The organism is Mycobacteriales bacterium (assembly GCA_035504215.1).
GTDB lineage: Bacteria > Actinomycetota > Actinomycetes > JAFAQI01 > JAFAQI01 > DATAUK01.
Genome location: DATJSI010000142.1, coordinates 1 through 25848, shown reverse-complemented (window position 1 = coordinate 25848; position 25848 = coordinate 1). Strand labels below are relative to the sequence as shown.

Here is a 25848-nt window from a genome sequence, read left to right as displayed (position 1 = left end):
ACGACGACAACCCGGGCGACCCCGGGAAAGGTGCTATGCGCGTTTCCGCGCGCGCTTGGTCGCGGCCGTCCGAGGCTTCACCCGAGCCCCCAGGGTCTCTCGCAGGAACGCACCGGTGTGCGACTCCGCCACCGCGGCAACGGCCTCCGGCGAACCCTCCGCGACGATCGTCCCACCGCCCGAGCCGCCCTCCGGGCCCATGTCCACGATCCAGTCCGCGGTCTTGATGACATCGAGGTTGTGCTCGATGACGATGACGGTGTTGCCGGCGTCGACCAGGCGGGTCAGCACCCCGAGCAGCTTGCGGATGTCCTCGAAATGCAGGCCCGTGGTCGGCTCGTCGAGGATGTAGACGGTGCGGCCGGTCGAGCGCTTCTGCAACTCGGACGCGAGTTTCACCCGCTGCGCCTCGCCGCCGGACAATGTCGGCGCGGGCTGCCCGAGCCGCACATAACCGAGACCGACGTCGACGAGCGTCTCGAGATGGCGCGAGATCGCGGGGATCGCGGCGAAGAACTCGGCCGCCTCCTCGATCGGCATGTCGAGGACGTCGGCGATGGTCTTGCCCTTGAAGTGAACCTCCAACGTCTCGCGGTTGTAGCGCGCTCCGTGACAGACCTCGCACGGCACATAGACGTCGGGCAGGAAGTTCATCTCGATCTTGATCGTGCCGTCGCCCTGACAGTTCTCGCAGCGCCCGCCCTTGACGTTGAAGGAGAACCGGCCGGGCTGGTAGCCGCGCACCTTCGCCTCGGTGGTCTCGGCGAACAGCGTGCGGATCCGGTCGAAGACCTTGGTGTAGGTGGCCGGGTTCGACCGCGGGGTCCGGCCGATCGGCGACTGGTCGACGCCCACCACTTTGTCGACGTACTCGAGACCGGTGACCGTGCGGTGCCGGCCGGGCACCAGCCGGGCGCCGTTCAGCTCGCGCGCCAGCACCGAGTAAAGGATGTCGTTGACCAGGGTCGACTTCCCCGACCCCGACACCCCGGTGACCGCGACGAAGCAGCCGAGCGGGAACTGCACGGTCACGTCGCGAAGGTTGTGCTCGCGCGCGTTGACCACGGTGAGCTCGCGGCCGGGCAGCGGCTGTCGGCGGATGTCCGGGATCGGGATGGAACGCCGCCCGGACAGGTAGGCGCCGGTGATCGACCGCTCGACGTCGAGCAGGTCGGCGTAGGTCCCCGAGTGCACGATCTCGCCGCCGTGCTCCCCCGCACCCGGCCCGATGTCGACGATCCAGTCGGCGATGTGGATCGTCTCCTCGTCGTGCTCGACGACGATCAGGGTGTTGCCCATGTCCCGCAGCCGGACCAGGGTGTCGATCAGCCGCCGGTTGTCGCGCTGGTGCAGGCCGATCGAGGGTTCGTCCAGGACGTAGAGAACGCCGACCAGCCCGGAGCCGATCTGGGTGGCGAGCCGGATCCGCTGCGCCTCGCCGCCGGCCAGGGTTGCCGACGCGCGGTCGAGCGAGAGGTAGTGCAGCCCGACGTCGACCAGGAAGCGCAGCCGCTCGTTGATCTCCTTCAGCACGCGGGCGGCGATCTGCTCCTCGCGCGCGGTGAGCTTCAGCCCGGCCAGCCAGGTCGCGCAGTCGCCGATCGGCAGGCTCGCCACCGCCGCGATGGACCGGCCGCCGACCGTCACCGCCAGCGACTCGGGCTTGAGCCGGGCACCCTCGCACGACGGGCAGGGCACCTCGCGCATGAAGCCTTCGAACCGGTCCCGGCTGGTGTCGCTCTCGGCCTCGCTGTGCCGCCGCTCGACGTACGGGACAACTCCCTCGAACGAGGTGTAGTACGAGCGCTCCCGGCCGTAGCGGTTGCGGTAGCGGACGTGCACCTGCTTGGAGTGGCCGTTGAGGATCGAGCGGCGGGCCTTGGCGGAGATCCGCTCCCACGGCGTGTCCATGGTGAAGCCGAGCTCGTCACCGAGCGCCTCGAGCAGCCGGCCGAAGTACTCCCGGCCGTGCACCCCGGCCCACGGCACGAGGGCGCCTTGGGCGAGGGACTTCGTGGCGTCCGGGATGATCAGCTCCTCGTCCGCCTCGAGCCGGGTGCCGAGCCCGTGGCAGGTGGGGCAGGCGCCGTACGGCGAGTTGAACGAGAACGCCCGCGGCTCCAGCTCCTCCATCGTCAGCGGGTGGTCGTTCGGGCAGGCCAGCCGCTCGGAGAACCGGCGCTCCCGGTGTGGGTCGTTGTCCGGCAGGTCGACGAAGTCGAGGACGACGACGCCGCCGGCCAGTCCGAGCGCGGTCTCCACCGAGTCGGTCAGCCGGCGCTTGGCGTCCTTCTTCACCGACAACCGGTCGATCACGACGTCGATGTCGTGCTTCTCGTACTTCGCCAGCCGCGGGACGTCGCTGAGCGAGATCACCGAACCGTCCACGCGGGCCCGGCTGAACCCCTTGGTCGTCAGCTCACGGAACAGCTCGGTGTACTCCCCCTTACGGCCGCGCACGACCGGAGCGAGCACCTGGAAGCGGGTGCCTTCGTCGAGGTCGAGCACGCGGTCCACGATCTGCTGCGGGCTCTGCCGGGAGATCTGCTCGCCGCATACCGGGCAGTGCGGGATGCCGATCCGGGCGTAGAGCAGCCGCAGGTAGTCCCAGACCTCGGTGATCGTGCCGACCGTCGAACGCGGGTTGCGGCTGGTCGAACGCTGGTCGATCGACACTGCCGGGCTCAGGCCCTCGATGAAGTCGACGTCGGGCTTGTCCATCTGGCCCAGGAACTGGCGGGCGTAGGCCGACAGCGACTCGACGTACCGTCGCTGGCCTTCGGCGAAGATGGTGTCGAAGGCCAGGCTGGACTTGCCGCTGCCGGACAGCCCGGTGAAGACGATGAGCGCGTTGCGGGGCAGATCGAGGCTCACGTCGCGCAGGTTGTGCTCCCGTGCACCACGGACGATCAGTCGTTCTGCCACAGCACGTCTGCCTCAAGGTCGAGCGTAGGGGAAGCGGTCACGGAACAGTTCCAGCCAGCGTTTCGATGCTACGTGCCGGCTCCGACAGTTTCCGCCCCGGAACCAGCCCGCGGTCGTGCGCCCGCTCCCCCGCACGGCCCGGAAGCCTCGTGATCCCAGCGGTCCGCATAGGCTCCTGCCATGACCGATGAATACACCGGCAACGTCGCGGTCGGCGGCCCGCCGCAGACCCGCGAGATCGGCGACCTGACCCTCACCAAGGTCGCGGTCGGGCCGATGGACAACAACGCCTACTTCCTGCGCTGCCGCAACACCGGCGACGTGGTGCTCATCGACGCGGCACACTCCCCCGACGTGCTGCTCGGCATCCTCGACGACCAGCGGCTCCAGCGGATCGTCACGACCCATCAGCACGCCGACCACTGGCAGGCGCTGCCCGAGGTCGTGGCCGCCACCGGCGCTCCGGTCGCCGTCCATCCCGAGGACGCCGATCCGCTTCCGGTCACCGGGTTCGAGCCACTGGTCGAGGGCGACCAGGTCGAGGTCGGCGACTGCCGCCTGACGGTCATCCACCTGGTCGGGCACACCCCGGGCTCGATCGCCCTGCTCTACGAGGGGGACGACCGACCGCACCTGTTCACCGGCGACTCGCTGTTCCCCGGCGGGCACGGGCTGACCACCCGGCCGGAGGACCACGAGAGCCTGATGGACGACCTCGAGGCGAAGATCTTCGGCAAGCTCCCGGACGAGACGTGGTTCTACCCGGGCCACGGCTCGGACAGCACCCTGGGCGCGGAACGCCCACACCTGGCCGAGTGGCGTGAACGCGGCTGGTAGCCGCGACGTGAACTGACGGGGACCGGCGGACGGGGTGGGCGCGAGCGTGGCACAGTGACGGCCGTGACGACGTACGCCGTGGACCCGATCGGCTGGGTCCGGTCGTCCCGCGACGAGGCGATCGACGACGACTGGGCCTCGGTCGAGGCGTCGATCGTGCTGGATCCGGAGCGGTTCGGGCCCGAGAGCCTCGCCGGGCTGGCGGAGTTCTCGCACGTCGAGGTGGTTTTCCTGTTCGACCGGGTGCCGGACGGCGAGGTGCAGAGCGGGGCCCGACACCCGCGTGGGAACCCGGACTGGCCGGCCGTCGGCATCTTCGCGCAACGCGCCAAGATGCGCCCGAACCGGATCGGCGTGACCGCCTGCCGGCTGCTCGGGATCGACGGGCTGACGCTTCGGGTCGAGGCGCTCGATGCGATCGACGGCACGCCGGTCCTGGATCTGAAGCCGGTGATGAGCGAGTTCCTGCCGCGCGGCGAGATCCGCCAGCCGGGCTGGTCGCACGAGCTGATGACGACGTATTGGAGCCGGAGTTGAGCGACATCCACGACGACCCCGAGGCACGCGCCGAGCGGCTGAAGCGACTCGGCAGCATGTCCCGGCGCGAGTTGATCGCCGCGATCAGTGCACTCGGTGCCGCGGCCGTGCTCGGGCTGCCGGAACCCGCCGCCGCGGCGGTACGGTCCGAGCCGGCGGCCCGCGCCGCGCGCCGTGCCGCGCGAATCGCCGATCAGGTCTCCTCGGTGGCGCACGCAGCGGGGATCGGTCCGGCCGGTGGCGATCTCGGCGCGATCGACCACATCGTGTTCCTGATGCTGGAGAACCGCTCGTACGACCACTACTTCGGCGCCTACCCCCGGGGCCGCGGGTTCGACGACCACCCGAAGCACTCGCTGGGAGCGTTCGCCCAGGACTACCCGGGCGGCAGCATGCTCTCGCCGCGCAACCTGCTCCTGCCCTTCCACCTCGATCCCAAGATCGGTGAGGAGTGCACGAACGACCTCACTCACGACTGGGAGCCGCAGCATCAGAGCTGGAACCACGGCAAGATGAACCGCTTCGTCAAGACCCATACGTCGAAGACGTACGAAGGCAACCCCGACGGCGCGATGACGATGGGGTACTACACACGCCGCGACCTGCCGTTCCACTGGGCACTGGCCGACCACTTCACCCTTTGTGACGCGTACTTCGCGTCCGTGATGGGCCCGACGCATCCCAATCGGCTGATGGCGAACAGCGGAACGATCGACCCTGAGGGCCACCACGGCGGTCCGATCACCGAGACCAACCCGAGCATCTACCCCGACTTCCGATGGACCTGCACGTGGCCAACCGTGCAGGAGCACCTCGAGGACAAGGGCGTGTCGTGGAAGGTCTACCACCCGTCCAACGCACATGTGACCGGCAAGTACGCGCGGCTGAAGAACTTCCCGACCTGGGACCCGTCGATCTACGCCGGTGACAGCGAATACATCCTGCTGCTCACCGACCATGTGCTGCCCTACTTCAAGGCCTTCAAGAAGGCGACCACGCCGTTGCACCACAAGGCGTTCACCCCGACCTTCCCGAACGACTTCCAGTCCGACGTCCGCTCCGGCAACCTTCCACACGTGTCGTGGATCATCCCGCCGCTCGGCTTCGACGAGCACCCGTCTTCGCCGCCGGACCGTGGCATGTGGTTCGTGCAGTCCGTGCTCGACGAGCTGAGCTCGCACCAGAAGCTGTGGTCGAAGACCGCCCTCATCGTCATGTACGACGAGAACGACGGCTGGTTCGATCACGTCCCGCCACCGACTGCACCGAAGGGCACCAAGGGTGAGTGGCTGACCGCGAACCACAAGAGCAGCACCCAGTACCAGTCGATCGCCGGGCCGGTCGGTCTGGGCATCCGCGTGCCGGCCCTGGTCATCTCGCCATTCAGCCGCGGCGGACACATCGCCACTGAGGTGTTCGACCACACCTCGCAGCTGAAGCTGGTCTCCGAGCGGTTCGGGATCGAGGTGCCGAACGTGTCGGAGTGGCGCAAACGCACGGTCGGCGACCTGACCTCGGCCCTGTTCCGCGGCAGTCACAACGCGGCGATGCCGGCACTGCCCAAAATGCCGCTCGGCTCCGCGACCGGCACCGGCACCTGCACCGAGGAAGACACCGAGATGGGTGGCGCGGCGCCCACGATCCCGACCAACCAGCGGATGCCCACCCAGCACGGCAAGACGGTCCCGGCGACGCGCTGGTACCCGGCAGCGGCGACATCCACCGATCGGATCCCGGCCCGAAGCGGCCGCAACACTGCAACCACCAAGTCGGCGACCAACGCACTCATGCACGGCGCTGTCGTCGAACCGGCCCAAACCGGCAAGTCCGGCAGACGGGTGCGCGCACCGCGGTAGTCGGCGACCTAGCGGCTCAGGTCGGGCGTTTGCTCCGGGGTAGACCAGCGACAACGCTGTCGTACGACGCGTCGATCAGCTCGATCAGTTCGTCTTCCGGGACCGCACCGTCGATCCGGACGGTGTTCCAGCCGAACCGGCCGATGTAGGCCATCATCGTGACGTCGTTCGGGTAGCGCTCGCGCAGCTCGGCCGCCTCGTCCGGATCCCGGCCACACTTGACGCCGATGGTCGTGTCGCCGTTGAAGCTGAAGATCTTCCCGCCGACCTTCGCGACGACGTCGCCCTCCCAGGGCTCGTCACGACAGGCGCCGGGCTTGCCCAGGCAGTAGGTCAACAACTGATCGCGGGTCACCGCACGTCCCCCTGAAGTCCTCCCCCGCAACTTTGTGTGAGACATATCACACGTGTTCCCGGGTGCGCACCCTCGCTATCGCGGCGCGGGAAAATCTGCCGGGCCACAAATGGGGCGCCCTGCACAACCCGTCAGGAACTGGCCACCGCTTGCGACCGGTCCCAGCCTCAACGGTCAGAGGGTCAACGCGGTGGCCGCGACGCCGGTCCGTGGGCGCACTCCGAACGTCGCGTGGTCTCCGCCGAGATCCAGAAACGCAATCTGATCGACGCTCCGGTCACCACTCAGCCGCTCGCGATGGAAGATCGCAACGAACCACCCGTCGGTCCCGAGCACCGACCCCCATCCGGTGCCGCCCTTGCCAGGGTTCTCCGGGTCTTCGAAGGTCCGGCTCCCCCGCGCCGTCAGGCCTGCTGCGGAGCCCTTGATGACCACGATCGCCGCGCCCCCATTGATGCCTCGGCCGTAGCGCCCGGTGCCGTCCGGCGCCCCGACAACGAGGCGTCGCCGGAATCGGCAGGGCACCCCTCCTTCCCTGGTGAACCGCTGCGTGCCGGCCGCGATGAGTGCCGACCCGAACTGCGCGCCGATGCCCGATTGCCGTGTTCCTGTGGCCGTCCCGACTCCCGGCAAGGTCTGGGTGAACAACTGGGCCCGCCGGGTGGTGAGGCCGGAGTCCTGGGAGTAGAGAACGTCGACACTGCCGGCATCGCGCACCGACCGAACGGTGGCGTCCGGCGCACCGATGGCAAGGTCGTCCCGCCGCGCCGAAGTGAAGAACCCGGTCGCGAGCGAGGCGCCGAAACGCGCGTTGGCCGTCACCCGCCCGGGGACGCCCGGCGTGTTCTCGGTGAAGGTCTGGTTGTGTCGATGCCGGAAGCCGGTCGCGGTGCTGTAGACGATGTCCACCCGGCCGGCACGCGGATGCCCGTTCACCTTTGCGCCTGGGATGCCGACGATGAGATCGCCGCGCTTCGCCGCGGTCAGCCGGCCGGCCGCGAGCACCGACCCCCACTGCCGAACCGAGCCCGGAATCCCGGCGCTGTGCCTAGAAACGACCTCTGCCCCTCGTGCGGTCAACCCGCCGGACGTACCCGGCAGCACATCGATCTGTCCGGTGAGCACGCGATGATCTGCGCCATCCTCGCCCGGCGCGCCGACGGCGAGGTCGTCGTAGCGCCCGCCGGTGAACCGTCCGGCGGCAAGCGCCGAGCCAAAGGCGTCTCCGGTGTGCGCGGTCCCCGAAAGGCCCGCCGCGTCCTGGGTGATGACGGTCGAGTCACTGGCACTGAGCCCCGTCGGGCCGCCGTAGAGGATCACGACCGCCCCTGCGCCGCGCTGCGGCCGCCCGCCCTTCGGCGTCACAGTCGCACCCGGTACGCCGATCGCGAGATCGCGGTAGTTGTCCGCGTTGAACATGCCGGACGTCAGGCTGGCACCAAAATGCTGCGTACCGGTGCCCGTGAGCCCGAAGTCACCGCCGTCGAACGTGGTCCTCTTGGACGGGTCGTTCCCTTCGATGATCGTGACGCTTCCGTTGCGCCGCTTGTCCGCGGCGACCACAGTGAACGGCTCGTCGAAAGGGCGTCGTTGAGCCGACTGGCAGCTCGCGGCCGCGCGGGCCGCGATGCCGTGAGAGACGAAAGCGGCGCCGGCCCGCCCGGTCGTGGGTGCTGCGATGGCGGACACGATCACCGCCGCGCCCGTCGAGACCGCGGCTGCCGGGATGACCAGGCGTCTCATCGCGCCGCCTCCTTCAGGTGACCTATGCACTTCGAACGTCCGACCCGACCACTTCGTTGACCGCGACTATGACCCAGCTGCGCGCTGCCAAGGCCGCAGGGAGCGCCGCATGCTGGCGCACGCAAGGAGGCGAGAACGCCGGCAGCGGGGACCCAGGCACCTTCCGGGCTGAGCTGCGCGCTGCCAAGGCCGCAGCCGACGCCGCGTGCTGGCGCACGCAAGGAGGCGAGAACGCCGGCAGCGGGGACCCAGGCACCTTCCGGGCTGAGCTGCGCACTGCCAAGGCCGCAGGGAGCGCCGCGTGCTTATGGCACGCAAGCGACCGAGAACGCCGGCAGCGTGCAGCTCAGCCCGGAAGGCCGGCGGACTGCATGGCGCGGAACTCCTTCTTCAACTCGCCGATCTCGTCGCGAAGCCGAGCGGCCAGCTCGAAGTGCAGCTCGCCGGCGGCGGCGTGCATCTGGTCCTGGAGCTGCTGGATCAGCAGGGCCAGCTCGGCCTTCGGCAGGCCGGCCAGCTCGGCGGCGTGCTGCCCGGCGGTGGGTGACTTGCTGGCCATGCCCGGGACCGGGGTCTTGCCGCGGGACTGCGCGCGGCCACTGCCGCCGATCAGCTCGCCTTCTTCGCCTCTGACGATGTCGTCGAGGATGTCCGCGATGCGCTTGCGCAACGGCTGCGGGTCGACGCCTCGCTCGTTGTTGTAGGCGATCTGCTTGTCCCGGCGGCGATTGGTCTCCTCGATCGCCTTCTGCATCGACGGCGTGATCTCGTCCGCGTACATGTGGACCTCGCCCGACACGTGCCGCGCCGCCCGGCCGATGGTCTGGATCAGCGAGGTGCCGCTGCGCAGGAAGCCTTCCTTGTCGGCGTCGAGGATCGACACCAGCGACACCTCTGGCAGGTCGAGTCCCTCCCGCAGCAGGTTGATCCCGACGAGGACGTCGAACTCGCCTTTGCGCAGCTCGCGCAACAGCTCGACCCGGCGCAGCGTGTCGACCTCGCTGTGGAGGTAGCGGACCCGGATCGAGTTCTCGAGCAAGTAGTCGGTCAGGTCCTCGGCCATCTTCTTCGTCAGCGTGGTGACCAGAACTCGCTCGTCGCGGTCCGCGCGCAGCTTGATCTCGTGGATGAGGTCGTCGATCTGTCCCTTGGGCGGCTTGACCACCACCAGCGGGTCGATCAGGCCGGTCGGGCGGATGACCTGCTCGACCACGTCGTCCTTCACCCGGCCCATCTCATACGGGCCCGGCGTCGCGGACAGGTAGACGGTCTGGCCGATCCGCTCGAGGAACTCCTCCCACCGCAACGGCCGGTTGTCCATTGCGCTCGGGAGCCGGAACCCGTGGTCCACCAGGGTCCGCTTGCGGCTCATGTCGCCTTCGTACATCCCGCCGATCTGCGGGACGGTCACGTGCGACTCGTCGATCACGAGCAGGAAGTCGTCGGGGAAGTAGTCGAGCAGCGTGTGCGGCGGCGTGCCCTTGTCGCGGCCGTCGATGTGACGGGAGTAGTTCTCGATTCCCGAGCAGAAGCCGACCTGCCGCATCATCTCGATGTCGTACGTCGTACGCATCCGCAGCCGCTGCGCCTCGAGCAGCTTGCCTTGGGTCTCGAGCTCGGCCAACCGCTCCTCGAGCTCGGCCTCGATTCCGCGGATCGCCCGCTCCATCCGCTCGGGACCGGCGACGTAGTGCGTGGCGGGGAACACCAGTGCGGTCTCGTCGTCGCTGATGACCTCGCCGGTCAACGGGTGCAGGGTCGAGATCCGCTCGATCTCGTCGCCGAACATCTCGATCCGGAGCGCGAGCTCCTGGTAGACCGGGAACACCTCGATGGTGTCGCCGCGCACCCGGAACGTCCCACGGGTGAAGGCGAGGTCGTTGCGGGTGTACTGGATGTCGACGAACTTGCGCAGCAGTACGTCGCGCTCGATGGTCTGGCCGAGGTCGAGCTGCACGCACCGGTCGACATACTCCTGCGGCGTGCCGAGGCCGTAGATGCAAGAGACGCTCGCGACGACGATGACATCCCGCCGGGTGAGCAGGCTCATCGTGGCGGAGTGCCGGAGCCGTTCGACCTCCTCGTTGATCGAGGAGTCCTTCTCTATGTAGGTGTCGGTCTGTGGGACGTAGGCCTCGGGCTGGTAGTAGTCGTAATAGGAGACGAAGTACTCCACGGCGTTGTGCGGCAGCAACTCGCGGAACTCGTTGGCCAGCTGGGCGGCGAGGGTCTTGTTGGGTGCCATCACAAGGGTCGGCCGCTGCAGCCGCTCCACCAGCCATGCGGTCGTTGCGGACTTGCCGGTGCCGGTGGCGCCGAGCAGGACGACGTCACGGTTCCCGGCCTGCACGCGCCGAGCCAGCTCGTCAATCGCTTGGGGCTGGTCGCCGGACGGCGCGAAGTCGGACTCGACGACGAACGGCGCCGTGCTCGGCCGGATCGAAGTGACGCTGCTCACAGCATCAGAACGTACGCCGGACCCCCGACACTTCCCAACCGGCCGCTGCGCCCGCTCAGCCGGCGTCGGCCTGCAGCGCGGACCACACGGCGTCGACCTGCGGGTCGAGCGCATCGAGGTCACCGTCGTTGACGATGACGAAGTCGGCAATCGCCAGCCGGTCGGCGCGGTCCGCCTGGGCTGCAATCCGGGCGCGGGCGGCGTCCTCGCTCATCCCGCGGCGGCTGACCAGCCGGTCGATCTGCACCTCCACCGGCGCGTCCACGACGACCACGACGTCATAACGGTCGCGGATGCCCGCTTCGACGATCAGAGGGACGTCATGAACGACGATCGCGCGTGGGTCCGCGGCGGCCGCCGCTGCGACCAGCTCCGTGGTCCGCTCGGCCACCAGCGGATGGACGATTGCGTTCAGGCGCGCGAGCGCCGCCGGGTCGTCGAACACGATGGTCGCCACCCGCTCCCGGTCCAGCGAGCCGTCACCGGCCCTGACACGGGGGCCGAACTCGGCAACGACCGCCTCGAGCCCGGGTGTGCCGGGCGCGACGACCTCGCGCGCGATCGCGTCGGCATCCACGATGGTCGCGCCGCGCGCGGCGAATCGCCGCGTCACCTCACTCTTGCCGGCGCCGATCCCGCCGGTCAGCCCAACGTTGCGCACGCCGGTGCCGCGGGAGCTACTCCTCGGCGGAGGCGTCGGAGCCTTCGCCGGCCGTTTCGTCGGCGCTCGCCTCCGCAGCCGGCGACTGCTCGCCCGCGGCCTCGTCGGCGGCCGCGTCACCCTGGCCCTCGTCGGCCTGGTCCTCGTCGCCGCCGGTCAGCTTGCGGCGCAGCTCGGCCAACGCCTCGTCGCTCGCCAGCGTCCCGGCGCTCGCCGGCTCACCCTCGGTCGGCTCCGAGGTGTACGACGCAGCCTCGGCCGCCTCGGCGTCGGCGGCCTGGGCGGACGCCATCTGCTTCTGGTGTGCCTCCCAGCGCTCGTGGGCTTTGGCGTACTGCGCCTCCCACTCGGCCTGCTGGGTCTCGTAGCCCGGCTTCCACTCGTTGGTCTCCGAGTCGAAGCCCTCCGGGTAGATGTAGTTGCCCGCGTCGTCGTACTGCGCGGGCATGCCGTACTGGGTCGGGTCGAAGTGGTCGGCAACCGCCTCGCCGACAGTGCCCTCGTTGGCCTGCTTGAGCGACAGCGAGATCCGCCGCCGCTCGAGGTCGATGTCGATCACCTTGACGAAGATCTCGTCGCCGACGTTGACGACCTGCTCCGGGATCTCGACATGCCGCTCGGCCAGCTCCGAGATGTGCACGAGGCCCTCGATGCCCTCCGCGACGCGGACGAACGCACCGAACGGCACCAGCTTGGTGACCCGGCCGGGCACGACCTGCCCGATCGCGTGAGTGCGGGCGAAGGCCTGCCACGGGTCTTCCTGAGTCGCCTTCAGCGACAGGGACACGCGCTCGCGGTCCATGTCGACATCGAGCACCTCGACGGTGACCTCCTGGCCGACCTCGACGACCTCGCTCGGGTGGTCGATGTGCTTCCAGGACAGTTCGGAGACGTGCACGAGACCATCGACACCGCCGAGGTCGACGAACGCGCCGAAGTTGACGATCGAGGAGACCACGCCCTTGCGCACCTGGCCCTTGAGCAGCTGGGTCAGGAAGTTCTGCCGCACCTCGCTCTGGGTCTGCTCCAGCCAGGCCCGGCGGGACAGCACGACGTTGTTGCGGTTCTTGTCCAGCTCGATGATCTTGGCCTCGAGCTCCTTGCCGACGTACGGCTGGAGGTCGCGGACCCTGCGCATCTCGACCAGGGAAGCCGGAAGGAACCCGCGCAGCCCGATGTCGAGGATCAGCCCGCCCTTGACGACCTCGATCACCGTGCCGGTGACGATCCCGTCCTCTTCCTTGATCTGCTCGATCGTGCCCCACGCGCGCTCGTACTGCGCGCGCTTCTTGGACAGGATCAGCCGGCCCTCCTTGTCCTCCTTCTGGAGCACAAGGGCCTCGACCGAGTCACCGACGGAGACGACCTCGTTGGGGTCGACGTCATGCTTGATCGACAGCTCACGGCTGGGGATCACGCCTTCGGTCTTGTAGCCGATGTCGAGGAGAACCTCGTCGCGATCGACGCGGACAATGACGCCCTCGACGATGTCGCCGTCGTTGAACTCCTTGATCGTGCCGTCGATGGCGGCGAGGAAGTCCTCGGAGCTGCCGATGTCGTTGATGGCGACCTGGGCGTACGGGTGGGGGTTGGCGTTGGCGTCTGCGACGGCGGTAGTCATGTAGTAGGGGTCTCCGGACGGACATCGTCTAGGGGACACCGTGTCCGAAGGATTCCCAACCGCACGGTGTCACTGGGGCACGCTGCGGGATCCCGCGGCGCGACCAGCGAGTCTAATGGTGCTTGTGAGCGGAGTCGAACGCCCCGACGGCGATGCCGAGCAGCCCGTGGCGGCGGTCATCGACCCGGTCCGCCGGCTGGTCGACGCGGCCGAAAGCCGCCGGGCCAGCCGGTCCTGGTGGGACGCGACCGCCCAGGACTATCAGGCCGAGCACGGTGAGTTCCTCGGCGACGTGGACTTCCTGTGGTGCCCCGAAGGGCTGCGCGAGACCACCGCGGGGCTGCTCGGCGACGTGACGGGCAAGCGCGTGCTCGAGGTCGGATGCGGGGCCGGGCAGTGCAGCCGGTGGCTGGTCGCCCGGGGCGCGGCGCCGATCGGGATCGACCTGTCCGGCGCGCAGCTCGCCCACGGCGCGGCCCTGGACCGGCGCACCGGGATCTCGGTGCCGGCGATCCAGGCGGACGCCCAGCGGCTCCCGTTCGCCGACGCGAGCTTCGATCTCGCCTGCTCGGCGTTCGGCGCCGTGCCCTTTGCCACGGACTCGGCCGCGATCATGGCGGAGGTCGCCCGCGTGCTGCGGCCGGGCGGGCGCTGGGTCTTCTCCGTCACCCACCCGGTGCGCTGGTGCTTCCCGGACGATCCCGGACCGGCCGGCCTGACCGCGCGCACGTCGTACTTCGACCGCCAGCCCTACGTCGAACAGGACCAGGACGGCAAGGCGACGTACGTCGAGCACCACCGCACGATCGGCGACCGAGTCAGGGAGCTGGTGGCGGCCGGGCTGGTGATCGACGACGTCGTCGAACCCGAGTGGCCGCCCGATCACCTACGGCCGTGGGGGCAGTGGAGCCGGCTTCGCGGCGCGATCATCCCGGGCACAGCGATCTTCGTGACACATCGGCCGACGTGACCGAAGCGCGGTTTCGCGACATCTCGTCGACTACTGTCCGTCTCGATGCTCGACCGGCCCGGTGACGACGGCTTCGACGGTGCGCTCGCCGCCGTCGCGGCGGTCGATGGCTGGATGACCGATGCGCAGGCGCTGCGCCTGTGGCGGGCCGCGCGGCGGGTGCCCGACTCGGGGCAGATCGTGGAGATCGGCTCGTTTCGCGGCCGGTCGACGATCGTGCTCGCCCGCGGTGCTCATGAGACGGTCTCGGTCGTGGCGATCGACCCACACGGTGGCGGCGACCGCGGCCCGGGCGAGATCGCTCCTGATGCCGAGCGCGGGGACGCCGACCACATGCGTTTCACCGCAAACCTCGTTGCAGCAGGAGTGGCGGAGCGGGTCCGACACGTCCGGAAGGCATCGAGCGCCGCGCACGGCGACGTGACCGGTCTGATCGACCTGCTCTACATCGACGGCGCGCACCGGTACTCACCCGCCCGGGACGACATCGCGCAGTGGGGCAGCCGGGTAGCGCCGCGGGGCAGCCTGCTGATCCATGACGCGTTCAACGCGATCGGCGTGACCGCGGCACAGCTACGGCTGCTCGTCTTCGGTGCGCGGTTCGAGTACGTCGGCCGGGACGGCTCGCTCGTCGAGTACCGCCGCCGCCAGGTGCGGCGAGCCGCGCGGCTGCGCAACACCGCTCGCCAGCTTGCCCAGCTCGGCTACTTCTCGAGAATGGTCGCGGTGAAGTGCGCCCTGACCGCTCGGGCCTATCCGCTCGCGCGCCGACTCGGGCACCCCGGCCGCGAATGGCCGTACTGAGCCAAGCCGCCGGCCGCTGGCGTCGCTGGTCGCAGCGCCCCGGCTGGCGCACCATCACCTGGACCGCGCCGTCGCCCTCCGTGCAACGGCTTCGCCTCGCTGCGGTCGGCCTGGCCATCACGTTGCTGGTGTTCACCCAGAGCTCGGGACTGATCGCCGCCGACACCAAGCTCGACCTCGTCGTGGCGCCCTGGCGCTTCCTGGTGACCGCTGCCACGGCCTGGGACCCGACCGCCGACGCGGGCACCCTGCAGAACCAGGCCTACGGCTACCTGTTCCCGATGGGCCCGTTCTTCCTGCTCGGTTACCTGGCCCACGTGCCGGCGTGGATCGTCCAGCGGACCTGGGAGTCGGCACTTCTCGTCGGCGCGTTCCTCGGCACGTTCCGGCTGTCCCGACTGCTCGGCGTTGCCGGCTGGTGGCCGCGGGTCGCGGCCGGGCTGACCTACGCGCTCGCCCCGCGGATGCTCATGGAGATCGGGATCATCTCCTCCGAGCTGTTGCCCGTCGTCGCGCTCCCCTGGGTTCTGATCCCGCTGGTGCAAGGGGCCCGGGAGGGATCGCCCCGCCGGGCGGCGGCGCTGTCCGGCATCGCGTTACTGTTCGCCGGCGGGACGAACGCCGCCGCGACGCTGGCGATCCTGCCGGTTCCCGTGCTGTGGCTGCTGACCCGCGAACGCGGGCCGCGCCGCGCCGCTCTTGCCCGGTGGTGGACGCTCGCCGTGGCGCTCTCCTGCCTGTGGTGGACCGTGCCGCTGCTCGTGCTCGGCAAGTACAGCCCGCCGTTCCTGAACTGGATCGAGTCGGCGGCCGTCACCACGAGCCCCACGTCGCTCGCGACCACGCTGCGCGGAGCCGAGCACTGGGAGGCCTACCTCGGCAGCAACGTGTGGCCGGCCGGCTACATCTTCGTGACCCAGCGCACGGTCGTCTTCGCGACCGCGGTGGTCGCTGCCGCGGGCCTGATCGGGATCTCGTTGCGGCGCACGCGGAACCGGTTCTTCCTCGGCACCTGCCTGGCGGCCGGCCTGGTCCTCACCACGTTCGGTCACGTCGCCTCGATCGGCCCGCTTGCCGCGATGACGGAACGCACCTCGCTCGACGGCGCCCTGAACGCGTTCCGCAACATTCACAAGTTCGACCCAGTGCTCCGACTGCCGATCGCGATCGGGGTCGGGCAGCTGGTGGCTGCAGGGATCGAACGTTGGGGCCGGCGCGCACGGCAACCGAGGCCGGGCCGTGCCGACCCTCTGGTGACCGGAACGGTCGCGGCGCTCTGCATCGCAGTGGCCGCGATCGCGCCGGCGCTCACCGGAACGCTGATCCCCGAGCTCCATGCCGTCAACGACCCGTCCTGGTGGCATCAGGCGGCGGACTGGTTGGGCGACCAGGGCGACGGCCGGGCGCTCGTCGTACCGGGTGCGGCGCAGCCGATCTATCTGTGGGGCAGTCCGCGTGACGACGCACTGCAGCCGCTCGCGACGTCGCCCTGGACGGTCCGCGACTCGATTCCGCTCGCAAACGCGGGTTACATCCGGCTGCTCGACGAGGTCGACGCCGAGCTCGCCGCGGGACAGGCGGACCCGAGCCTCGCGGAGGTGCTCGCCCGCTCCGGAATCCGGTACGTCGTCGTCCGCAACGACCTCGACACCACCGCCTCGGACGCGACGCCGCTCCAGTTCGTCTACTCGACGCTCGACAACTCTGCCGGCTTCCGCAAGGTGAAGAGCTTCGGGCCGAACCTCATCTCGGGAAGCAACCCCAACGAGCTCACCGACTCCGGTGCACTGCCGCCGAGCGCCGCCATCACGGTCTACGCGGACACGGCGTGGACCGGCGACGTCGCGCTGCTGCCGACCAGCCAGGCGGTCGTGGCCAACGGCTCCGCCGACAACCTCGCCGACCTGACCGCCGCCGGGGTCTCTCCCGACCAGCCGGTGATCTTTGCGCCGGCCGAGCTCCCGCCCGGCGCCGGCCCGCCGTCAACCGCGCTCACCGACGGCATCCGCCGCCGGGAGTTCGCCTTCGGCGGGATCGGCGGCTACTCGGCCACCATGACCGCGAACCAGCCGTACACCCTTGCGCGAGCCGCCCACGACTACCTGCCGACACCGTCTCCGCCGCTGTCGACGACGTCCTATCTCGGGATCAAGGACGTCCTGGCGTCGTCCTCCGGCGCCAGTGCGAACGCGGCCATCAATGTCTCGGCCGCAAATGGTCCGTGGTCGGCACTCGACGGCAACCTGTTCACCGCCTGGCGGGTGGGCGCCTACGCCGGTGCGATCGGGCAGTGGCTTCAGGTCGACCTCGCCGCGCAGTTGGACCTCTCCACCGCGAGCATCGCGTTCGCCGGGCTCGCCAACGGCTATCCGGACCGGATCCGGGTCACCACCGCGGCCGGCCGGCTCGACCAGACCGTCGTCCCGGATGGGCTGCCGCAGACAATCCGGCTGCCGGCCGGTGAGACCGGCTTCGTGCGCATCACGCTCCTGCACATGGCGGATGGCAGCAGCGGACGAGCGGCCGGGATCGCCGAGCTCTCGATACCCGGCGTGCTCGCGGCTCGCACCCTCGACGTACCCGGATCGGGACGCCCCGACCTGGTTGCGTTCTCCCTCGAGGCCGGCAACCGCAGCGACTGCCTGACGGTCAACGCGGCACCGGCCTGCGACCCCGCCTGGTCCGCCAACGGCGAGGAGGACGGCAGCCTCGATCGCACGTTCACGCTGTCCGGCACCGCGACGTACGACACCCGCGCGCTCGTCACGCTGCGTCCGGGCGCGGCGCTGAACCAGGTCCTCGACCGCGGACAGCCGTTGACCGCGGTCGCGTCGTCGGTCGACTCCTCCGATCCGCGATCCCGTCCTGAGGCTGCCGTCGACGGCACACCCGACACCGGCTGGATCGCGGCGCCGCGCGATCTCAAACCCACGCTCACCGTCACGATGCAGAAGGCGCACCGGCTCACCGGCATCGAGCTCACCCCGTACGCCGGAGCCCCCGCCCGGGCACCGGTGGAGGTGCAGGTGACTGCCGGATCGTCGCAGGTCACCAGGGTCGTCCCCTCCGACGGCGTCATCCACTTCGCGCACCCGGTACGTGCCCGCTCCGTTCGCATCCACGTGATCCGGGCGGCGCTGCGGATCACCACGATCCCCGGGAGCACCCGGCCGCAGTTCCTTCCGGTCGGGATCGGCGAGGTCGACCTGCTCGGCCGGCACGTACCCCACGCGATCCCTCGGCAGAAGTTCCGGCTGGGCTGCCGGGCCGGCGTCACGTTGGGGATCGACGGCGTACCGGTCCCGATGCACGTGTCCGCCCCGATGTCGACCGCGCTGGCGGGCGATGCCCTCCCCGCGGTGCCGTGCCGGGTCCACGGCGACCGCAAGCTCGGCCTCCCTCCGGCCTGGCAGCGGCTCGCTGCCGGCCGCAACCGGGTCACGCTCGACGCGAGCGCGGTCACCGACCCGCAGTCGATCGAGCTGCGGCTGGTCGGCCAGCCCGCTCGCCCGGCGCCGGTAGCGCTGCCCGTCCACCAGCTGCTCTGGACCGCGAGCAACCGAGCGGTCGGGGTCGACACCAAGGTCGCGGCCCTGCTCGTCGTGCACGAGAACGCCAACCCCGGCTGGCACGCGACGTACGACGGCCGGGCGTTGACCGCCGTCACCGTCGACGGCTGGCAACAAGCGTGGCTGGTGCCGGCCGGCGCGCACGGTGTCGTTCACTTGCGGTTCGCGCCGCAGAAGACCTTCGCGATCGGCCTGCTCGCCGGAGCAGCGGCCGCCCTGGTGCTCATCGGATTGGCGATCCGCCGGCCAGCCCGCCGCTGGCGGGCGCGAGCACCTGCGGCAAGGGCGCGGCCAGCGCGAGCACACCGCTGGCTCGGCGTGGCGATGGTCGTGCTGAGCCTATTGCTGCTCGGCTCGGTGGCGGGGCTGGTCGTGGCTGCGGCCCTGCTCGCCATCGCGTGGTACGCGCCACAGCGCTTCCGGGGCCGGGCGCTGGTCGGCCTGGCGATCGCCGCGTCAGCCGCGGTCACGGTCCTCGAGACGGCCGCAACGGCCGCGTCGAGCCATCCGCTAGCCGGCAGCGCCGGCGGGCAGCTGCTCTGCCTGGTTGCGGTCGGCGCCGTCCTGTGCCGGTGCCTGCTCGGTGGTGGCCGGCCGCCACGAGCTGGAGAAGCGCCGCAGTAACGGTCGCTCCACCAGGTGCCAGCTGGCCGCCGCCACCAAGGTCGCAGCGACGGCGGTCATGCCGAACAGCGCCCAGAAATGCCCAGTGAACGGCGCCCAGCCCAGCCAGCGCGCGATGGACAGCAGGATCCCGAGGTGCCAGAGATAGACGCCGTAGGAGATCTCGCCCAGCCACTGCATCGGGCGGTTACCGAGCAAGGCGGTGGTCCAGGCTGTGCCGCCCTGGGTGAGCGGCAGCAGGAAGAAGAACGCTGACCCGCCGGCCAGCAGGTGATAGAGCGTCCACTCCCAGGCAGTGGCCGGGGCAACGCTGCGCGGGCCCGCGAGCGGCAGCGTCAACAACCAGAACAGCAGGCCGCCGACGACCCAACACGTCCCCGGCGAGGTGGCCCAGGCCGACAGCGTCCGCCGCCATCGCGTGGCGGCCGGCTCCAACGACAGCGATGCAAGCAGGATGCCCAGTGCGAACCAGTCGAAGTAGCAGGGCAGCCACAGCAACGCGAGGCTCGATGACCCGGCGACTTCGTGAGTGATGACGTCGGCGGCGAGGCCGGCGACCACGAGGGTCACCACAAGCACGGCCGCCTGGCGGTGCCGCGGCGCCCGCAGCCGGCGGCTGGCCCAGATCACCAGCGGCAGCACGGCATAGAAGGCGATCTCGACCACCAGGGTCCAGCTCTGGGAGAGCGAATGGTTGACGTAGTGGTGGTCGTAGGTCTGGATCAGCAGCAGGTAGCTCGCCCAGGTCCAGGGGCTCGAGTGCTGGTTCGAGAACAGCGCGAGCGTGCCGACGATGGACAGCAGGTACGCCGGGAGGATGCGCAGAGCGCGCCGCCACCAGAACTGCGCGATGTGCGAGCGCTCCAGCCGGCTCGTGTCGGTCAGGAACTGCCGAGAGAGCAGGAACCCGGACAGCAGGAAGAACAGGGTCACGCCGAAGTTCAGCCGTGCCAGCAGCGGCGCGAACGGCCCGTTGTTCAGGGTGCGGCCGCTCTCGAACCCCGCATGGGTGGCGATGACGGCGTACGCCGCAACGGCCCGGACCCCGCTCAGCGCACCGAGGCCGCTACGGCGGCCGGTGCCGGCCGCGCTGCTCACGAGCCGGCCGGCGTAGGCACGCCGAGGACGACGGTCGACATGCACACGCTGGTGTTCGCGCTGCCGCTGCTGAACGTCACCGATGTCGGCGCGCTCAGCCGGACCGGCAGGATCACGGCGCCGAGCCGCTGGTCGAAGTCGACCGTGGCCGGACCAGTCGGGCCCACCGTTGTCCCCTTGGCGTCCCGCAAGCGGACACGCACGATCGCCGGACGCTGCTCGAAGTACTCGATCCGCAGAAAATACGCCCCCACATCGGGCTTCGGCCCGAGCCGAACCGTGATCGAACGGGTGCCGCGCAGCAGCGTCGGGCAGAAGGCATTCGGCCTGCGGATCTGCGAGGCGACCTGTTCGAACCGGGCGGCGACAAGCCGTCCCTGTGCGGTGACCAGGTCGGGCTCGCCGGGACCGCGATCGAAGACCACCCGGGAATCGGTCAACGCGAGCAGGTCCGACAGCCGCCGGTCCCGGCTGATCTCGGGGATCACGACCGGCGAGACGTAGGTGTCGAACAGGTTCGCGGTCGGAGCGTGCTGGCGGATGCCGGCGCGGATCGCGGTGACATACCCGCGCGCCGGGCTCTCGTGCCAGCGTTCGGACCACGTCCACGCCGACCCCGCGCCCGACGCGATCAGCGCGACGACGACGGCTGCGCCGACTACGACGGCGACCACGCTGCGTCGCCGGTGCCGGGCCGGCTCGACCGCGACGCCGGCCGCGCGGGCTTGCACGCCCGTGTCGAGGCCGGGACGAGCAGCGAGCGCCAGCGCGGCCGCAATCGCGGTCGGCACCGCCAGGTCGAACGCGTAGCTGAACTGCAGGCCGACCAGGTCGCCGAAGGCGGTGTACCGCCCGATCCCGACGACGACCATGCCGATGACGACCGCGAGGGCGGGCAGCAGCCAGGCAAGAACGCCGCGCCACCGGTTGCGCCACCACCCGGCGGCCAGCAGCGCAACGAACGCCACCTGGCCGAGCACAACGGTCACCGTCCGTGGGTCCGCGACGCCGGTGTAGGTGGTGCCGGCCGACAGCCAGCGCCACGGCGCGCCGATCGCGGCAGCCCACAGCGAGTGACCCCACTGCAGCCAGATCAGGTGCACCGCGACGTGCGCCGGCAGTCGATGGGCGGACGACGCGCTGTAGTGATGGGTGAAGTAGTCCGCCGCGAACAGCGCCAACGGGCCGAACGTGTAGACCCATCCCCGCCAGTCGCGAACCAGCGACACGATCCGCGCCCGGAGCGACCCGCTGGTCAGCCACCCGGCGCTCAGCACGACCAGCAGAACCGCCGTGACCGCGGTCTTCTCCCAAAACCCCACGCCGACCACCAGCGCGACGCCCGCGACGGCGGACCAGCGCAACCGCCCGGTCTCCGCATGACGGACATGAGCGAGATAGGTCACGAGCACGCAGACCTGCGCGGTCAGCAGGTTCATCGAGCTGGACAACCACAGCGTCCCGGGCACGAGCAGCGGGCTGGCGCAGTAGAGGGCGGTGATCGCGAACGCCAGCCGTCGCGAATGCCCGAGCCGCTCGAGCAGCAGCGCGAGCAGCACCGTTGAGACCGCCTGAAGCACCACCCGCACGACGATCGTCGGGGCGTAGTCCAGCTTCGACGTACGAGCCAGGATCCAGAACACCAGCCGGACGCCGGGCGTGAGGTGGCCGTTGAACGGCATGGTGAGGTAGCCGGGCGTCAGGCTGTGGTGCAGGCCTTGAGAGAGCAGCGTGAAGTCGTCCTGGTAGAACCACCCGCGGGTGCATAGCCACGCGACCCAGCCGGCCTGGAGCACGACGAGCAACGCGAGGGGCTGGTAGGTGTTCCCCACCGGCGTCGTCCGGGCGGTGTCTTCCGCAAGTGCAGCTGTCATGTACGTCGCAGCACGATGAGGATGTTCCAGCTGGTGAGCTCGCGCAGGCCGGGTACGTCGATCAGCCGCTGCGCCCAGCTCGGGTGGTAGCGCGGCCCGCGCGCCACTGGCGTCGCACGCCCGTCCGAGACCGCCCGGTCGGCCCAGCGCAGCATGCGGGTCGCAGAGATCGGGAACAAGGTCCGCCCGAAGTCGTTCTTGGGCCGCTGCCCTCGCCGGCGGGCGTAGCGGTCCGCTGCCCGGCGCCCGCCGATAAGAAGGTGCCAGGGTTTGGTCTCGTGCCCGCCGTTCGGCGACAGCCAGTTCGTGTAGGCGAGGTAGACCAGGCCGCCCGGCCGGGTCACTCGCAGCATCTCGTCGGCGAGCCGCTCGGGTTCGGCGACATGCTCCAGCGCGTTGCTGGAGAAGCAGACACCCACCGAACCCGTGCGCAGCGGGAGCGCAGTGCCATCGCCGCGGACGCAGTTCGGCCCCGGCCGGCCCCGGATCCAGAGCTCGTCGAGGTCGGGATCCACGACGACGTAGCTGGCACCGCGCCGGCTGAACTCATCACGGAAGTATCCAGGACCGCCACCGACATCGACCACCAGCTGACCGACCAGCTCCTGCCAGCCGGCCAGCTGGGCGACGCTGTCGGCAGCCAGGGTGCGGTAGAAGCGATCGGGGTCGTCCTGCTCGTGCAGGAACGCGCGGAACAACGTGGCGCTGCGGCGAAGGTCGGCCCGCCATGGTCGGCCGACGTCGGGGAGATCGTTCATCGCTGCGCGCCGAGCGGCCCGACGCTTCACCCTTCCGGGGCGGCTAGACCGCGATCGAGACGGCCGGCTCCGGCACGGCGTCGAGGACGATCGTCGTACGACCGAGTGCGGTGCTCAGCACGCCCTCCAGGCCTTGGGCCGCAGCTTCCCAGGTGAAGGCGGCGGCGTGTTCGCGTGCCGCGGCGCCCATCTGGTCGCGTCGGGCCGGGTCGTCGAGCAGGTCGCTGAGGGCCCGGGCGAGCTCGGCCGCTCCGCCGTCGACCAGAACGCCGGTACGCCCGTCCACGATCGACTCTCGCAACCCACCCGCCGCGGCGAACGCCACCGACGGCGTTCCGACGCTCGCCGCCTCGACCACGGACAGTGCCCAGCCCTCCTTCACGCTGGGTACGGCGTTCAGCCACGCCCGCGCGAGCAGGTCGGCCTTGGTCTGATCGTCGACGTACCCGTGGAAAGCGACGGCGTCGGTCACCCCGAGCGCGGCGGCGTGTTCCTTCAGCGCCGCGTCGTGCCAGCCCTGGCCGACGATGTCGACGACCAGGCCCGGGTGCCGCTCCCGCAGCGCGGGAATCGCGGCCAGCACGATCTCGACCTGTTTGTGCGGGACAAGCCGGCCGAGCACGACGATCCGCGGCGTCGCCGAGCGGGCCACGCGCGGTCCGGGCAGGTGCGGAGTGCCGTTGTGCACGATGGAGATCCGCTCCGGCTCGACGCCGAGACCGACCAGGTCGCGCCGGGTCGCCTCGCTGACGGCGATGTAAGGCGAGGTGCGGTAGATCCAGGGGCCGAGCCGGGACTCCACCCACCAGCCGATCCGGGCCGCACGCGGCCCGAAGACCATCGACCACTGCTCGCGGTGGACGTGATGAACCAGCGCCACCACCGGGCGGCGGCTGACCAGCCGGGACAGGTAGGGCACCCCGTTGTGCACGTCGACGATCGCGTCGGGACGCACCTGGCGGGACAGCAGCGCCCACGCGGCCGCGAGGTAGACCGTGTGGTGGGACCCGCGGCGCCGGTACCGCACGCCCGACCGGACCTCGTCGGCCGGTGCACCCGGCACCCGCGCGCATAGCAGCGTGACCCGGTGTCCGGCCGCCGCCAGCCTGGCGGCGACCGTCTCGACGTACAGCTCCGAGCCGCCGCCCTCGCTGTGGCGCAGGTCCCGCCAGTTGCAGATCGCGACGTGCATCGGCCGGGCCGTACGGCGGGCGGCCGGTCTGACGCGGCGGTCGGGCAATGTCATGCGGTTCGGTCAGGCCGGTTGCGCGTCGGGCACCGGCCCGGCGCCGCTGAGGGCAAGGTTCTCGCGGCGCTGGATGTCCTCCTGCGCCTCACGTGGCCGCCAGAACCCGGCCATCAAGAAGATGAACGGGATGAACACGACCTGACCACCGGTGCATACCCACAGCCAATGCTGCCACTGGTGCGGCGCCGCCTTCTGCGCCGCCTGGACCTTCGGCGCGTGCGCGCTGAGGTAGGCCAGCAGCGGCTTTGCGCCGGGTGAGGAGGCTTGGGTGAGTGCGGTGGTCCCGACGGTGTCGATCGCGTGGTTCAGCACGCTGGTCGGGATCGCGTTGGTGTTCGGATACTTCGCCAGCTGGGCGAAGATGTTCGGGTAAGCCGTCAGCTCGGCGCCGAGCTGCGGGTACTTCGCGTTGAGCTGCGCATCCACGGCCTTGACCTGCGTGCCGTTGTCCACCAGCGGGGTGACGGAGTTCACCACGTGCGGGAGGATGAGGAACAGGATCGCGACGATGATCCGCAGGACCCATCCCCACACCGCGAGCCCGGTGGCGGTGAGCGCGGGGTTGCGGCGCTCCACCGTCTCGGTGAAGCTCGCCATCCACGGCGCAAAGGCGGCCCCACCCCAAATCCCGGTGAACGCCAGAAGAATCGCGACGCTCGAGAACGTGGGCGAGTTGTGCGTGGCCTTGGACAGGAAGGTGATGCTGACCAGGATGCTTCCGAGCGCCCCGACCAGCATGAACGGCTTGCGGACCGCGAGCCGGTCCGACATCGCGCCGAAGAAGATCAGCGCGATCGCGTTGAACGACCAGTACCAGTTGAGCAGGTCGTTCGACTGGCTCGAGGTGAAGTTGAGCACGGTCTGGAAGTAGATCGGGAAGAACGCGACCGCCGTGTAGTAGCCGGTCAGGAACACGCTGATCGCGATCGCCGAGCCGATGATGTCGGGCTTGAACATCTGCGCGTACGGGCGGCGGGTCGCTTCGTTGACGTCGAGCCCGCGAGCCCGCAGCTCGATCACGGTCCGCTCCTGCAACGAGATCATGACCTGATCTCGGATGCCCGCGTTGAGCTCGCGCAGGCCGACCATCGCGACCGCGGCGACCACGAGACCCACGACGCCGGCGATGATGTATTGGTCCTGCCAGGCGTTCAGGTGGTTCAGGGTGTGGCTGGACACCTCGCTCACCACGAGGCTGCCAAGCACCGGACCCATGGTCCAGAAGCCCATCGCCGCCGCCCGTCCGACCTGCGGACTGAAGTCACGGACCAGGGCAGGTGTCGCGACCAGGATCACGCCTTCGACCAGCGCGACGCAGGAGTAGAGCACCCCGAAGGCCAGCTTCGAGTGGGCGTGCGGGACACCGATCAGGGTCAGCAGCGAGGTGATGACCGTGCCGTAGACGACCAGGTTGGCCCGACCGAACCGGTCGGCGGCACCGGTCGCCAGCGACGCGAAGGCCCCGATCGAGTTGCCGACCACCAAGATGCCGACGTAGTACAGGAAGGTCATGTGGTAGCCACCCAGGATCTGGGTGGCGACGGCCCCGCCGATGTAGAGCTGGTAGTAAAGAATGACGGTCGTCACGACCACGATGGACAGGTACCAGTAGCGCGGCCCGGTCTTCGGGTAGGCGTCCAGGTCGCGGTACCACAGCCGACCGAGCAAACCGGGACTTTCCGATCCATAGGCGTGAGCGGCTGCCATCGTGATCCTCTCGCGTCATAACCACGGGTAACGGCCACATGGCGTGGACGTGCTGACCGTAGGTGACCCACGTCAGGCGCGCAAGAACCTCATTCGGTTTGACGGCAACATGGCCTAAAAGGACTACCTTCCGGCGAATCGGTCCCGACCATGACAAAGGCCGCCCACGTGATGCGGGCGGCCGTGGCAGGAGGTGGCGGAG

At 69.9% G+C, this 25848-nt stretch carries 16 protein-coding genes and 1 pseudogene; 6 read left to right on the top strand and 11 right to left on the bottom strand.

All coding sequences use genetic code 11. The annotated features are described in order from the left end of the window. Positions 1 to 33: 33 nt before the first annotated feature. Entirely contained in the window at positions 34 to 2925 is a 2892-nt protein-coding gene (gene uvrA / locus VME70_16585; GenBank protein ID HTW21814.1) for an excinuclease ABC subunit UvrA, read from the bottom strand. Positions 2926 to 3105: 180 nt separating this feature from the next. Between uvrA and VME70_16580 the strand changes: the two genes are divergently transcribed. The 3 genes from VME70_16580 to VME70_16570 are packed head-to-tail and all read left to right on the top strand — an operon-like array spanning position 3106 to position 6155. Continuing rightward, positions 3106 to 3762 carry an MBL fold metallo-hydrolase gene (locus tag VME70_16580; protein ID HTW21813.1) on the top strand — a complete coding sequence of 219 codons (657 nt, stop codon included), beginning with the start codon at positions 3106 to 3108 and terminating at the stop codon, positions 3760 to 3762. A 54-nt stretch (positions 3763 to 3816) separates the two neighbouring features. Then, positions 3817 to 4299 (top strand): SAM-dependent methyltransferase, encoded by a 483-nt coding sequence (locus VME70_16575; GenBank protein ID HTW21812.1) that lies wholly within the window; start codon positions 3817 to 3819, stop codon positions 4297 to 4299. Further along, entirely contained in the window at positions 4296 to 6155 is a 1860-nt protein-coding gene (locus VME70_16570; protein HTW21811.1) for an alkaline phosphatase family protein, read from the top strand. The genes VME70_16575 and VME70_16570 overlap by 4 nt, the downstream gene beginning before the upstream one ends. A 16-nt stretch (positions 6156 to 6171) precedes the next feature. On the opposite strand, the gene VME70_16565 is transcribed toward VME70_16570, so the two are convergent. From VME70_16565 to rpsA, 5 genes and pseudogenes are all read right to left on the bottom strand, one after another. Continuing rightward, positions 6172 to 6510: an MmcQ/YjbR family DNA-binding protein gene (locus VME70_16565; GenBank protein ID HTW21810.1), complete on the bottom strand. Its 339-nt coding sequence runs from the start codon at positions 6508 to 6510 to the stop codon at positions 6172 to 6174. Positions 6511 to 6684: 174 nt separating this feature from the next. Next, positions 6685 to 8253 (bottom strand): integrin alpha, encoded by a 1569-nt coding sequence (locus tag VME70_16560; GenBank protein HTW21809.1) that lies wholly within the window; start codon positions 8251 to 8253, stop codon positions 6685 to 6687. Positions 8254 to 8599: 346 nt separating this feature from the next. After that, positions 8600 to 10693: an excinuclease ABC subunit UvrB gene (gene uvrB / locus VME70_16555; protein HTW21808.1), complete on the bottom strand. Its 2094-nt coding sequence runs from the start codon at positions 10691 to 10693 to the stop codon at positions 8600 to 8602. Positions 10694 to 10766: 73 nt separating this feature from the next. Then, positions 10767 to 11372, bottom strand: coding sequence for a dephospho-CoA kinase (coaE, locus tag VME70_16550; GenBank protein HTW21807.1), 606 nt, complete (start codon positions 11370 to 11372; stop codon positions 10767 to 10769). 151 nt (positions 11373 to 11523) lie between these two features. Beyond that, positions 11524 to 12993, bottom strand: a pseudogene (rpsA, locus tag VME70_16545) (30S ribosomal protein S1). A gap of 166 nt (positions 12994 to 13159) precedes the next feature. Between rpsA and VME70_16540 the strand changes: the two are divergent. From VME70_16540 to VME70_16530, 3 genes are read left to right on the top strand one after another with little or no spacing between them, the layout of a single operon-like run. Further along, a complete protein-coding gene (locus VME70_16540; GenBank protein HTW21806.1) occupies positions 13160 to 13963 on the top strand; it encodes a class I SAM-dependent methyltransferase in 804 nt (267 codons plus the stop codon). Between the two features lie 45 nt (positions 13964 to 14008). Beyond that, positions 14009 to 14767 (top strand): class I SAM-dependent methyltransferase, encoded by a 759-nt coding sequence (locus tag VME70_16535; protein ID HTW21805.1) that lies wholly within the window; start codon positions 14009 to 14011, stop codon positions 14765 to 14767. After that, complete coding sequence (locus tag VME70_16530; GenBank protein HTW21804.1) at positions 14755 to 18960, top strand: alpha-(1->3)-arabinofuranosyltransferase family protein; 4206 nt, start codon at positions 14755 to 14757, stop codon at positions 18958 to 18960. Before VME70_16535 ends, VME70_16530 begins: the two co-directional genes overlap by 13 nt. On the opposite strand, the gene VME70_16525 is transcribed toward VME70_16530, so the two are convergent. The 5 genes from VME70_16525 to VME70_16505 all read right to left on the bottom strand — a co-directional run bounded on the left by VME70_16525 (position 18847) and on the right by VME70_16505 (position 25646). Then, positions 18847 to 20058, bottom strand: coding sequence for an acyltransferase (locus tag VME70_16525; protein HTW21803.1), 1212 nt, complete (start codon positions 20056 to 20058; stop codon positions 18847 to 18849). The genes VME70_16530 and VME70_16525 overlap by 114 nt on opposite strands. Further along, positions 20055 to 21932 carry a hypothetical protein gene (locus tag VME70_16520; protein ID HTW21802.1) on the bottom strand — a complete coding sequence of 626 codons (1878 nt, stop codon included), beginning with the start codon at positions 21930 to 21932 and terminating at the stop codon, positions 20055 to 20057. The genes VME70_16525 and VME70_16520 overlap by 4 nt, the downstream gene beginning before the upstream one ends. Further along, a complete protein-coding gene (locus VME70_16515) occupies positions 21929 to 22690 on the bottom strand; it encodes a class I SAM-dependent methyltransferase (GenBank protein HTW21801.1) in 762 nt (253 codons plus the stop codon). Before VME70_16515 ends, VME70_16520 begins: the two co-directional genes overlap by 4 nt. Before the next feature lie 43 nt (positions 22691 to 22733). Continuing rightward, on the bottom strand, positions 22734 to 23882 hold the full coding sequence (locus tag VME70_16510) for a glycosyltransferase family 4 protein (protein ID HTW21800.1): 1149 nt from the start codon (positions 23880 to 23882) through the stop codon (positions 22734 to 22736). Between the two features lie 63 nt (positions 23883 to 23945). Further along, complete coding sequence (locus VME70_16505) at positions 23946 to 25646, bottom strand: MFS transporter (GenBank protein HTW21799.1); 1701 nt, start codon at positions 25644 to 25646, stop codon at positions 23946 to 23948. Between the last annotated feature and the right edge of the window lie 202 nt (positions 25647 to 25848).

Excerpts from the sequence above, each read along its gene's own strand:
- VME70_16580 (HTW21813.1), top strand. The coding sequence starts at position 3,106 with ATGACCGATGAATACACCGGCAACGTCGCGGTCGGCGGCCCGCCGCAG.
- VME70_16560 (HTW21809.1), bottom strand. The coding sequence starts at position 8,253 with ATGAGACGCCTGGTCATCCCGGCAGCCGCGGTCTCGACGGGCGCGGCG.
- VME70_16535 (HTW21805.1), top strand. The coding sequence starts at position 14,009 with ATGCTCGACCGGCCCGGTGACGACGGCTTCGACGGTGCGCTCGCCGCC.
- VME70_16530 (HTW21804.1), top strand. The coding sequence starts at position 14,755 with ATGGCCGTACTGAGCCAAGCCGCCGGCCGCTGGCGTCGCTGGTCGCAG.
- VME70_16520 (HTW21802.1), bottom strand. The coding sequence starts at position 21,932 with ATGACAGCTGCACTTGCGGAAGACACCGCCCGGACGACGCCGGTGGGG.
- VME70_16515 (HTW21801.1), bottom strand. The coding sequence starts at position 22,690 with ATGAACGATCTCCCCGACGTCGGCCGACCATGGCGGGCCGACCTTCGC.
- VME70_16510 (HTW21800.1), bottom strand. The coding sequence starts at position 23,882 with ATGCACGTCGCGATCTGCAACTGGCGGGACCTGCGCCACAGCGAGGGC.
- VME70_16505 (HTW21799.1), bottom strand. The coding sequence starts at position 25,646 with ATGGCAGCCGCTCACGCCTATGGATCGGAAAGTCCCGGTTTGCTCGGT.